At 48.3% G+C, this 12,786-nt stretch carries 10 protein-coding genes; 2 read left to right on the plus strand and 8 right to left on the minus strand.

Features of this window, described 5'->3' with window-relative positions; all coding sequences use genetic code 11:
* Positions 1-438: hemolysin III family protein (locus Q0502_RS08800; protein WP_298649735.1), on the plus strand; the 438-nt coding region annotated here is incomplete at its 5' end.
* Positions 439-480: 42 nt separating this feature from the next.
* Here Q0502_RS08800 and Q0502_RS08805 read toward each other — a convergent pair.
* Positions 481-1,773: a VCBS repeat-containing protein gene (locus Q0502_RS08805; RefSeq protein WP_298649736.1), complete on the minus strand. Its 1,293-nt coding sequence runs from the start codon at positions 1,771-1,773 to the stop codon at positions 481-483.
* Between the two features lie 605 nt (positions 1,774-2,378).
* On the opposite strand from Q0502_RS08805, the gene Q0502_RS08810 reads away from it, so the two are divergent.
* On the plus strand, positions 2,379-4,010 hold the full coding sequence (locus Q0502_RS08810; protein WP_298649738.1) for a tetratricopeptide repeat protein: 1,632 nt from the start codon (positions 2,379-2,381) through the stop codon (positions 4,008-4,010).
* Positions 4,011-4,168: 158 nt separating this feature from the next.
* Here Q0502_RS08810 and Q0502_RS08815 read toward each other — a convergent pair whose 3' ends face one another.
* The 7 genes from Q0502_RS08815 to Q0502_RS08845 all read right to left on the minus strand — a co-directional run bounded on the left by Q0502_RS08815 (position 4,169) and on the right by Q0502_RS08845 (position 12,710).
* Complete coding sequence (locus tag Q0502_RS08815) at positions 4,169-5,554, minus strand: MFS transporter (protein WP_298649739.1); 1,386 nt, start codon at positions 5,552-5,554, stop codon at positions 4,169-4,171.
* Between the two features lie 107 nt (positions 5,555-5,661).
* Positions 5,662-7,161 carry a histidine ammonia-lyase gene (gene hutH, locus Q0502_RS08820; RefSeq protein WP_298649741.1) on the minus strand — a complete coding sequence of 500 codons (1,500 nt, stop codon included), beginning with the start codon at positions 7,159-7,161 and terminating at the stop codon, positions 5,662-5,664.
* 4 nt (positions 7,162-7,165) lie between these two features.
* Positions 7,166-7,792, minus strand: coding sequence for a cyclodeaminase/cyclohydrolase family protein (locus tag Q0502_RS08825; protein ID WP_298649743.1), 627 nt, complete (start codon positions 7,790-7,792; stop codon positions 7,166-7,168).
* Between the two features lie 73 nt (positions 7,793-7,865).
* On the minus strand, positions 7,866-9,113 hold the full coding sequence (gene hutI, locus Q0502_RS08830) for an imidazolonepropionase (protein WP_298649745.1): 1,248 nt from the start codon (positions 9,111-9,113) through the stop codon (positions 7,866-7,868).
* Between the two features lie 70 nt (positions 9,114-9,183).
* The gene (locus Q0502_RS08835; RefSeq protein ID WP_298649746.1) at positions 9,184-9,600 is read right to left on the minus strand and encodes a hypothetical protein; all 417 of its coding nucleotides are present in this window, start codon (positions 9,598-9,600) and stop codon (positions 9,184-9,186) included.
* 122 nt (positions 9,601-9,722) lie between these two features.
* Positions 9,723-10,619: a glutamate formimidoyltransferase gene (ftcD, locus tag Q0502_RS08840; protein ID WP_298649748.1), complete on the minus strand. Its 897-nt coding sequence runs from the start codon at positions 10,617-10,619 to the stop codon at positions 9,723-9,725.
* Positions 10,620-10,724: 105 nt separating this feature from the next.
* Positions 10,725-12,710: a urocanate hydratase gene (locus Q0502_RS08845; protein WP_298649750.1), complete on the minus strand. Its 1,986-nt coding sequence runs from the start codon at positions 12,708-12,710 to the stop codon at positions 10,725-10,727.
* Positions 12,711-12,786: the final 76 nt, after the last annotated feature.

The following is a 12,786-nucleotide window of genomic DNA, read 5'->3' on the forward strand; positions in this document are numbered from 1 at the left end:
GTGCAAAAAGCGAAACTACGCCATTTCGACCACGCCAGCATCTACCTGCTTATCGCGGCAAGCTACTCCCCTTTCACCCTCATACTGTTGCGCGAAGAGCAATTCTGGGGCTGGCTCTTGTTTTCGCTGGTGTGGTTGATTGCCCTCACAGGGATTGGCCTCAGTTTCAGGCCCCTCAGGAGAAACAGCCATTTGAAAACGATTTCATACGTTGCAATGGGGCTTATTGTGCTGATTGCATTTGAACCTTTAATAGATGTATCCGTCGCAAAAAACTCGATGGAAGCAGTTTACTGGCTAATTATCGGAGGAGTTTTTTATATTGTGGGCGCCGTTATCTACGCCACGGCCAAAAAAGAGTTTGTACATGCAGTTTTTCATGTGTTTGTACTCTTCGGGTTGGCAAGCCACATCTATGCGGCCTGGCTTATTCCCTGATAAAACTGGGCAAACTCTTCCCTGTCCTCTCCGATTTATACTCTATTGCCCCAATAATAAGCGGGCTTGCGTGCCCCAGGCACCAATGAAAATATCGTCTTTGCCATCCCCGTTGAGATCTCCCACAGCCATCCCCCAATGGCGGCCTACCGTAACACCGGGAACTACTTCCGGGGTGACGTCTTTGAAATACCCGTTACCGTCATTTTGATAGGCACGGAGTTGCAGGGGATTGAATCCCGGAATCTGTAACGCACCCATTAAAATATCGGGATGCCCATCGTCGTTGAAATCCACGATCGTGCCGGCATACGTTGAGAACCTGTTTTCCGGCAATCGCTCCTCAGTCTGATCCTTGAAAAAGCCATTCCCGTCGTTAATAAGTAATCTGGCCCGGGGATCCTTGTCCCATCCGGAATTATTGCTGGTCAGATTCAGGAATAGCAGGTCGGGCTTACCATCGCCATTGGCGTCAAGGACATGCACCTGCCTCGTTTCCATGGGCACAAGAAGTTCCAGTCGCTCCGAGGCATCCGTGAAATGTCCGCTTCCATTGTTCAGCAACAGACGATTTGACTGATTTTCGTTGGCAATCACCATATCGAGATGGCCGTCGCCATTCAGGTCCACCAAAGCTATATCTTGTGTATCGTCATTGTCCGCGGGCATGTGCGTAGCGACAACGTCGATAAAATAGCCCGGGCGCTCCGGATCATTGAGCCAAAGGAAATCCTGCGCCGGAGCATGTCCTGTAGCATCGGACCGCTGCCCACCGGAGTTGCCGATCACGATATCTATCAACCCATCACCATTGACATCCCCTATGGCAAGGGCATTGCCTTCGCTTTTCCCGGGCAGCCGCTCGCTCACCTCCGTGAATTCCCCTTCCGGCCCGCCAAGGAATAATTGATGTGTCTGATCGTCCTCCGCCACGAAAATGACATCGGGATGCCCATCGACATTGAAATCGGCACTCAACACGTGCTCGGTATCGTGGGCAGAAGGACCAAAAGCACCCTTCTTCCAGGTGAACCTTCCATTGCCATCGTTCAGGTAGAGACGATTCTCGCCATACTCTACGCCGATCAATATATCCGGGTCGCCATCGTGATCCACGTCTGTAAATACTGCGTCTAGTGCATGCAGCTCCGGATCCTGGGGGAGATGAAACGAAGTAACATCCACGAAATAAGCCGTCGTATCCTGTTCTGCGAAGGTATAAGGGGTGTGTTGCCGCGCCTCTGTATGTGTTACAAACAAAGACATACAAAACGATATGGAAATCGCTTTTAAAACAGTCCCTCTGTCTCTTCTGATGTTCGTAATACGTTTCATAATCTTCTTTTTTTACAAAAAATACACCCAATTTGAATTAATCGAGGGTACCCCATATTAACGTATGAAATTCATTATTGTTGAACAAAATAATCACACTTGCTTTTATGGAAACTTCTACAAACACCTCTTTTACAGCTCACTTCTCCAAGTGCTGTACGGCTTCTACCAGGCGGATAAATTCGCGCCGAGAATTGTTTAGGTCATAATCCAATCCTTTACGGGCCATTTAACCACCTTCGTATAGGAGGATCGCCCTTGAATCAGAATCGCGGGTCAATTACCCGAACATGGCGACCGACATCACGAAACTCACTTCAGCGGATGGGTCAGGTGTCATGGAACCAGCCGCGCCCGGCTCTCCATCATGGTCGAAACAAACTGAAAGGTAACTTTACACATTGAACTGTCCCAATAATGATCCATCGACAACTAAAAGGGATCGTAACTACAATAAAACCTGATGGTTCGGCAAACAATTGTCCATAAATTATTGTTAATCATTCAAACTGAATGTTATGATCAGATTTTTATTCCCCTTGCTTTCGGTTTTACTCTTCCTTTCGTGTAATAGCAAGAAGGAGGTAAAAGAAAAAACTTCCGTAATGACTGGTTGTCATAGCACCCAAACAACCGATGATGAATGGTACACCTCAGGCAAAAAAGCGCCAATGTTTAAAGGATTAGAAGGTATCGATTTCAAAATATCGACTGCCAGCGAGGAAGCACAGGCCTATTTTAACCAGGGAATGATGCTGTCTTATGGATTCAATCACGCAGAAGCAGCAAGATCATTTTACGAAGTAAGCCGGTTAGACTCAACCTGTGCCATGGCATATTGGGGTTACGCCTATGTCCTGGGCCCCAACTATAACGCCGCAATGGAAGGAGAAAATTATCAACCTGCTTATGATGCCACACTTAAAGCTTTATCCCTCTCCAAAAATTGCACCCCCATGGAGATCTCCCTGATTAATGCTTTGACAACCCGATACGAAGCAAAAGCCCCTGACGACAGAGCCTATTTGGATATTGCTTATGCGGCAGCGATGAAAAAAGTCTATGACCAATATTCCACCGACCCTGACATCGGAGCTCTTTACGCCGAATCATTGATGGATCTGCATCCCTGGGATTTATATGAAAAGCAAACCAAAAAGCCTAAAGCCTGGACCCCGGAGCTGATTGCCGTATTGGAACACCTGATACAAACCCATCCGATGCATCCGGGAGCGCATCACTTCTATATTCATGCACTGGAATCCTCTTCTACCCCCGAAAAAGCGCTGCCAAGCGCACAATTACTGGATACACTGGTTCCCGGGGCAGGACACTTAGTCCATATGCCTTCTCATATTTACATTAATACCGGCGACTATCATCTCGGCACACTCGCCAATCTGCGGGCTGTAGAGGTGGATAGCTTATACACTACTGCCTGTCATGCACAAGGCGTTTATCCGCTCACCCTTTATCCGCATAATTACCACTTTCTGGCAGCAACCGCTGCACTTGAAGGCAACTCTCAATTAGCATGGAAGGCCGCGGGAAAAGTACAGGAACATACGGCTACGGATATTATGAATCAGCCGGGATGGGGTACATTACAGCATTATTATATCATACCCTATTACATTGCCGTAAAATTTGCGATGTGGGACACTATCTTCTCCCTGCCCCAGCCTGAAAAAGACCTTCTATATCCTCAGGCTATCTGGCATTATGCGCGGGGTATGGCCTATTTGGGCACAAATGATTTGCCGAATGCACAAAAGGAATTAGACACGCTGGAAATATTTGCAGCGGATACTTCTTTGGAACAGATAACGGTTTGGGGTATCAATACTACGACAGACCTTGTACAAATTGCCGTGAAAGTGTTGTCAGGCGAGATAGCCGCCAGACAAAATCAATTTGATGCCTCTGTTTCTTTGCTCAAAGAAGCAGTGCAAATGGAAGATAACCTCAATTATAATGAGCCTCCCGATTGGTTTTTCTCTGTCAGGCACCATTTAGGGGCAGTGCTTCTCAAAGCCGGAAAATATAAAGAGGCAGAAAAAGTCTATCGCAAAGATCTGGAAATATGGAAAAAAAATGGTTGGGCATTGATAGGACTGTATAATTCGTTACTATCACAGAATAAAAATACTGAAGCACAATCCGTTAAATCTGATTTTGATCAAGCATGGCAGTATGCCGATGTGAAACTTGTATCCTCATCGAGTATTACCCATTAATGAGTTTAATTCTACCCTTCCAACAGGCGGCCTCATTGCCTCTGCTCATTTTTTTAACGGATCAACGGCTGCCACCGATCGGATAAATCGTAGTGGCAGCCGTTCGAATTGCAATTTTAATACCTCACCACCGAATCACTTTTGCACCTTACACTACACTAGTCCTGAATATTGGGTGATTCCAGTCCGTATCCTTTCCGTTTGTCTTCCGCTTTCAATAAGAAGGCAACAATCAGCGCCAGTACGCCAAAACCGGTAAAGATCATCATCGGCAATGTATAGTCATAAGTATTCACGGTAAGTCCGTCGCGAACGGTCTGTCCGGTAATACAATATTTTTCGAGCACCCAACCGATCAATAAAGGTACTCCCGCCAATCCCCAGTTCTGCACCCAGAAGATAAGGGAATAAGCGGTACCCAGCCGTTTCTCGGGAATGATTTTAGGCACTGAGGGCCACATGGCCGAGGGTACCAGAGAAAAAGCGATCCCCAGGATCACCACAAGCACCAACGCGAAGATCCAGCTATTCAGACCCGGTATAGAGAAGAATGCATGTACTAATATCAGCAGCAATGAGCCGATAATCATAATGGTAGCCCCTTTCCCTTTTTTATCGTAAATTCCTCCGAACAAGGGTGTTAGCAGGATATTCCCAAAGGGCAACAACATTGGTATCATTCCCGCCAGGTCTTCTGCCACGCCGAATTTATTTACCATCAGGTCGGTCGCATATTTCAGGAAGGGAAAAACTGCGGAATAGAACAAAACGCACAAAATGGCGATATACCACCATCCTCTGTTATTTAATATTTTCCCGATATCCGATATTTTGAATTCCTCTTCCGGATTCTTCTCTTCAGCAGCATCCGCAGCTTCCGACGCATCCAGTTTCCTGTCCATCACCATATAGGCGAAGAAAGCGATTAACCCGATACAGAGGCCAATCAGCGCCACTAATACCGGACGGGAAACATCGATAACACCCGCCGCTTTGGCAATCGGCACAGAGAATCCCAACGCGAGCGCGGTACCGATGCGGGCCATGGCCACCTGCATTCCCATGGCGGTAGCCAACTCTTTCCCCTTGAACCATTTCACGATGATCTTCGACACGGTGATACCGGCCACTTCCACTCCTACGGCAAAGATGGCAAAGCCGATACTGGCCCAGAAAACCTGGGCATCCAGCCCGAACAGGGTCATTCCTTGCAACGACTCCGTAGATACAGCCCAATATTTGAGCGCCGTTCCGATAACCATCACCGAGGCAGCTCCCACACCTGTGAGCCGGACTCCCAGTTTATCGAGGATGATCCCTCCTAAAATAAGCATCAGCAGGAAGATGTTAAACCATCCGTATGAACTGGTAAATGTACCGTACTCGGCCCGGCTCCATCCGAGCTGCGCCTCCAGCAGGCCAGCCAGCGGCGCCATGATATCCGTTAAAAAATATCCGCACATCATTGTGAAGGAAACAATGAAAAGTGCGGACCACCTTGCCGCTGCAGAATCCCTGAGCGATTGTCTGATTTTCTCTACCATGTTTTCAGTTTTATTTTTCAATCTCTATTTTTGAATGCGCAAATATAGTTAATCTTCATCATTTATACGGGAAAACTAATGCCTGTTTTTTATCCGGCACATTGACATTAAATATCATCCACCTCCAACCGGTTCAGAAATGAGGTGGTTTTTCGTATTTCTTTATACATCACAATGTCCTCATCAATAAAAGGAACTTCTTTTCGATAAGCTTTCAGTATCTTTTCGATAAGCGGCGACGATTTAAGGGGCCGCCTGAATTCCATAGCCTGCGCCGCATTCATCAGTTCGATGGAAAGGATAATATCGAGATTATCCATTACCTTGAGCAGTTTGACGGCGGAGGTGGCGCCCATACTCACATGATCTTCCTGTCCGTTGGAAGAGACAATGGAATCGGTACTTGCCGGAACACAATACATCTTGTTCTGGCTTACCACCGATGCCGCTACATACTGGGGGATCATAAAGCCGGAGTTGAGGCCCGGATTGGCTACTAAAAATTCCGGCAGTTCCCGTTTGCCGAGAATAAGCTGGGCGGTACGCCGTTCGGAGATATTCCCCAGTTCCGCCAGGGCGATGGCCAGAAAATCGAAAGCCACCGCAAGAGGTTGCCCGTGGAAATTTCCTCCCGAAATGATCTTATCGTCATCCGGGAAAATAGTGGGATTGTCGGTCACCGAATTAATCTCAGTCACCACCACCGATTTCACATAACGGATAGCATCTTTGGTCGCACCATGTACCTGCGGCACACAGCGGAAAGAATACGGATCCTGCAGGTGTTTCTTTTTTCCTGAGAGGATCTTACTCCCCTCCAGGAACCTGTGTATATTGCTGCCTGTCTCTATCTGCCCGGGATGGGGACGGATGAGTTGCAGTTTCTCTTCGAACGGTTCGATATGGCCGTCGTAAGCATCGAGCGACATGGCGGCAATCAGGTCAGCCCGTTTTGAAAGACGTTCCGCCTTCATAATGGCATAAACACCGTAGGCCGACATAAACTGCGTGCCGTTCAACAGCGCCAGTCCCTCTTTGCTCTTCAACCGGATCGGTTTCCATCCAAATTCATCGAGCACCACGCCGATATCCTGTTTCTTTCCCTTGTAAAAAACATCACCCACCCCGATCAGTGGCAGGAAGAGATTGGCTAGCGGCGCCAGGTCGCCGGAAGCGCCCAGCGAACCTTTGTCGTACACGATGGGAAGGATATCGTTATTGAACAGGTCGAGCATCCGCTGCACCGTCACCACCTGTACCCCGCTGTAACCCAGCGAAAGGGCGTACGCCTTCAACAGGAACATCAGCTTGACGATCAACGGCGCCACCTCTTCACCCACGCTGCAGGCATGTGATTTCACTAAGTTCTCCTGCAATGTGCTCAGATCGTCATTGGGAATAGTACGGTCGTACAGAGAGCCAAATCCCGTAGTGATGCCGTAGATCGGTTCGGTCTGGCTTTCCATTTTCTTATCGAGGTAATCACGGCATTTCTGTATCCGCTCTTTGGCTTCGGACGCCAGTTCCACCTTAATATTCTCGGTAATGATCCATTTCAGGTCATCCAGGGTGAGTTCTCCTTCTCCGATATAATAGATATTTTTCATATGATTAGATTACCGATTTCACCCATTCAATCATTTGGTTTTCCCTGGTCAGGATTTCTTTTTCGATCCGGTCACATTTATCTTTTAACTCTTCAACGAAAAATGGGTCATGGATGCCACTCAGGTTTATACGGACGTTGAGGAGCGCACCCATAATGGCGGTGCGGCACGCCATCAGGCCGACCATCCCGTCGGTCACTGCATTCTTGTTTCCCTTCCGCACTGTTTCGATAATGGTATCGAACATTTTGTATGCGCGTTCCGCCACATCCATCGGGACGAGCGAGGCGCCCTTCATCGCTTCCTGAATTTTTTCGCTGCGCACGGCTTTTTGTTCGTCCGTCTCTTTGGGCAGTCTGTATGCCTCCATGACCGAACTGTATGCATCAGCATCACGGTCGATATCGTTGATGAATTGCATTCTACTCTCCCCCATCTCCTCCGCGATCTTTTTCATTTGCTCTTCCTCGTCGGCATAGTTTTTCTTACCCACGGTAAGATTGGCCATCATCTCCGTGAGTGCAGAAGCGATAGCGGCATTCAGTGCCGAGGAACTGCCACCACCCGGAATAGCTCCGTTTCCTGCGGTCTTTTCTATAAATTGTTTTAAAGTTAAATCCTGTAGTTTCATAAATTGAAAGTTGAAAATTAATAGTGAAAAGTTAAAAGTGATGAATGAATTAGCACATTGGCACATTAGTAAATTAGCACATTGAAAAGATAATCTTCCCCCGTTTTATTACCGTCTCCACGATATTCATTCCCACATGGTAGGGCAGGAATTTATAGGAAGGGAATTGTAGCAATACCAGATCGCCCTGCTTGCCCACATCGATGCTGCCGATACGGTCAGCCCGGTTGATGGCGGCCGCGCTGTTGATAGTAAAAGCCGTGAGTGCCTCTTCGGGCGAAAGCTGCATATAGATGCAGGCGATAGCGAAGAGTAGCGGTACCGAGGCGGTGAACGAACTTCCCGGGTTGAGGTCGGTAGCCAGTGCCACCATGCAGTCAGCATCGATCATCTCCCGGCCCCGGGCATATTTTTCCCGCAACGAAAAGGCGGTGAGAGGTAGTAGTGTGGCCACTACGCCCGCTTCAGCCATGGCTTGGATCCCTTCGTCCGATGCCTGCAAGAGATGATCGGCAGAAACGCAATGCAGTTCCGCAGCAAGCTCAGCGCCACCCAAAGGTACTATCTCGTCGGCGTGCATCTTCAGCAGAAAACCACGCTCCCGTGCAGCCATCAGGTAACGGCGCGACTGTTCTACGGAGAAAACTCCTTTCTCACAGAATATATCGACCGCTTCTGCCAATTGCTCCCGTGCCACCAGCGGGAACATCTCACAGATATTGAAATCTATAAATTCATCCTCTTTGCCTTTCCATTCCTCCGGTACAGCATGTGCTCCCATAAAGGTAGGTATGATATCCACCGGATGGGTTCCGTTGAGACGACGCATCACGCGGAGCTGCTTCAGTTCGGTTTCCCTGTCGAGCCCGTACCCGCTTTTTCCTTCCATTGTGGTGATGCCGAGCCGTATCATGGCATCGAGCCGCTGCCGGCCTGAATCCATCAACTCCTCTTCCGTCGCTTCCCGCGTGGCACGGGCCGTATTCACAATACCCCCACCCCGGTTCATAATATCCATATAGCTATCACCACGCATCCGCCAGGAAAACTCCTCCTCCCTGTATCCACCGAACACGAAATGGGTATGCGGATCGACAAACCCGGGGAGCAACGCCTTGCCAGTGGCGTCGATCACGGTATAGTCCGGCTCGCTTACAGGAATCTCTTCACCGGGACGAAGCACATGAGATATGATACTGCCGGTCACGATCACCGTTCCGTTTTCAATCACATGCAGGTCGCCCATCTCTTTTCCGCGCTTTCCCGTAAAACCGCTGCAAGTAACCACCTGGGCTGCATTTTTTATGATCAGGTTATTCATACGATTATTTTATCTTTTTTATTTCGGTGTATGGAACTCGCGTTTAATCATATTCTTGTTTGAGAATGGTTCACCTGCTCGTTTTATCGATTCTCTTAAATTCATTAACCATCAACCCTCCGGTGAATGGAGCAAAACTCGCTATTTCAAACGATCTGCGATCCGGATCCATCTTGAAATAATAGGATAAAGCCCCGCCATAACTTGATATTATATCCCGCAGATAGATACTGTCTCCTTTGATTTCATATAAATAAAAGCCGCTTCCCATTTTAGGTAGTTCGTGATCGTCTCGGATTTCTTTTCCTCTTTTTAGTTCGAACGTTCTCTTAGAGGTAAACATCTTGGTATTAAAATCTATGGTGTCTGTTTTTGTGTCCGTATGCACCCACACACCATTTAAAGATTTCAATTCATCATTTTCTTTATTACAGGAAAATTGCAACAAAACAATCGAAATAAACATGAATGGTAATACTGTTTTCATTTTAATCGGTATTTATCTGTTCGTTATTATTTTCTTCATAATCCTCTCTATTCCAATAAAGGATAGTTGTCATCAAAAAGGACCCCGTATTAAATATATTGAGACGAAGTCCGCAATCCGTGTTATTCCATTAACCGTGCTTCGAGCACCTGGCTGACGGAGAAATTTTCCAGCCCCAGATAGTAAGCGGCTGTATCGACCAATGCTTCCATCGGTATGAGGCCGATCACTTCGGCGCCCACTACAGGTACTCCATAGCGTTGCGCTTCGATACGTACCAGTTCATGAGCCCGGTAGATAGCCGTTTTGGTGTAGTCGGTCAGGTTCATCGATACCTGTGTGATGCCGCGATCTTCCAGCGCCACGCCCATCGCTTTGCAAAACCGCAAGCCTCCGCCGACATGACGCACTTTTTTGCTGATGGCCGTCGCGATCTCTAAGTTATTAGTCCCCAGATTCACATTGTAAGCCACCAGCGGCATGCGTGCGCCCACGGCAACAGCTCCGGCCGTGGGATGCGGTTCCGAAGGACCGAAATCGGGTTTCCATTCCGGCTGTTTCATCTTATCGGACAATCCTTCAAATTCACCTTTGCGCACGGCGGAGAGATTTTCGCGATGTATTGCCGAGGCCGATCTCTCGTAGAGGTAGACAGGAAAGCCGAATCTCTCTCCCACCGTTTCCGCTACCTCTTTCGACAGGACTACTGCCTCTTCCATCGTCACATTTTTAATCGGGATGAACGGCACTACATCCACCGCTCCCATGCGGGGGTGCTGTCCGTGGTGTTGAGTAAGGTCGATCAACTCTACCGCCTTTCCTATCGCTTCGATCACCGCATTTTTCAAGGCTTCCGGTTCGCCTGCAACGGTGATCACCGACCGGTTATGATCCGCATCACCACTGTAATCCAATAGTTTGACTCCTTCTTTACCCCGGAATGCATCCGCTATTTTTTCAATTTTGTGTTTGTCGCGTCCCTCACTGAAATTGGGAACACACTCCATGATTTTGTTCATAATTTGGTACTGATCTGAATTGTTTTCTTCTCTATATTGGTCTGATTTTATTTTCAATCAAGCCTAGGCAAATGTAGTGATAATTTTACGTATTTCCACGCGTTATTAAAAAATGATATCATTCAGTATCTCATCATCCGCCAGATAAGGTTCGGTGATGTGATAGCCTTCTTCATGTGAGCAGTTGAACGCCTTCACGGTACTAATCGCGTTGGGGTTACGCGCCCATGAACGGCGTGCCACACCTCCCATCACATCCCACAGCATGGCCGAGCGCAGGATCTCATCTACCCGCTCGCTGCCGTCGCATACCATACCGAAGCCCCCGTTGACAGCCTTCCCGATACCCACACCCCCACCATTATGTAGCGCCACCAGGCTCATGCCCCGGGCAGCATTGCCGGCAAAGCACTGGACTGCCATATCGGCCATCACGTTACTGCCGTCCTTGATATTAGCAGTCTCCCTGAATGGAGAATCAGTACCACTTACATCATGGTGATCACGTCCCAGCATCACGGGACCGATTTCACGGTTACGCACCATCTCGTTGAACTTCAATGCGATTTTCAACCGTCCTTCCGCATCCTGATAGAGAATGCGGGCTTGTGTGCCGACTACCAGACGGTTTTTCTCCGCGTCACGGATCCATATCCAGTTATCGCGATCCTGCCCACAACGGTTCGGGTCGATGCATTCCATCGCCGCCCGGTCGGTCCTGGCCAGATCTTCCTGTTTTCCGCTCAGGCAGACCCAACGGAAAGGACCATAACCGTAGTCGAACAGTTCGGGCCCCATAATATCCTCCACATACGAAGGCCAGATAAAACCATCTTTTTCATCCCTGCCATTCCTGGAAATTTCTTTTACTCCGGCATCGTAAACCGCTTTCATAAAAGAATTCCCATAATCAAAGAAATAAGTGCCCCTGTCCACCAATTTCCGTATCACATTAAAATGGCGTCGGAGCGATGTATCTACAAGTTCCCTGAATTTAGACCGGTCTTCGTGCAACAGGCGGGTACGCTCCTCAAAAGTGATACCGACGGGACAATAACCTCCGGTATAGGGTTCGTGACAGGAAGTCTGGTCACTTAACAACTCTATATGGATATTATATAATTCAGCATACTCTAGCAGATCGACAATATTTCCGTGATAAGCGATGGAAAATGGCTCTTTGTGATTTCGTGCTTCATGGGCCCAACGGAACGCTTCCTTCAAATTCCCTGTTACACGCTGTATCCATCCTTGCGAATAACGTGTTTCAATACGCGACGCGTCCACCTCGGCAATAAGGGAAACCGCGCCTGCAATATCGGCTGCTTTGGGTTGTGCACCGCTCATCCCGCCCAGTCCGGAGGAAACAAACAGGCGTCCCCGCAGATCGCCGTCCTGTGGAATGCCTAATTTCAACCGACCCGCGTTCAACAGCGTATTGAATGTGCCATGGACGATACCCTGAGGGCCGATATACATCCATCCGCCGGCAGTCATCTGTCCGTAGTTGGCCACTCCCATCTGCGCAGCAACCTCCCAATCCGCCAGATTATCGAACATACCGACCATCATCGAATTGGTAATGATCACTCTGGGTGCATCCGGCTTCGACTTGAACAGCCCCACCGGATGCCCGCTCTCGACCACTAATGTCTGCTCCTGCGTCAGTTCTTCCAGATACATTTTGATCAGCCGGTACTGCATCCAGTTCTGGCATACCTGACCGGTTTCACCGTACGTGACCAGTTCATAGGGATAGAGCGCGATATCGAAACAGAGATTATTATCGATCATCACCTGAAAAGCTTTTCCTTCCACGCATTTACCTTCATACTGGTCGATAGGTCTGGCTTTCAGGTCTCCTTCAGGGCGATAACGGTAACCGTAGATCCTGCCGCGCGTTTTCAGTTCTTCCAGAAATTCGGGAGCCAGCCGTTCATGTAATTCCGGGGGAATATAACGCAGGGCGTTCTTCAAAGCTATTTTTGTCTGGCCGGTTGTTAGGCTGAATCCACGGTCGGGCGCACGACGAATTCCTTCCCGGAACACAATATATGGAGGCAATTGATTGGATAAGGTAAATCGTTGCATGGGATTTTTGTTATTTAAATACATTAGTGGGCACTTAAATAAAAAAATAGTTCTTTGAAATCTTTTGTAGACCGCA

This window comes from uncultured Proteiniphilum sp. (genome assembly GCF_937873925.1).
Lineage (GTDB): Bacteria > Bacteroidota > Bacteroidia > Bacteroidales > Dysgonomonadaceae > Proteiniphilum.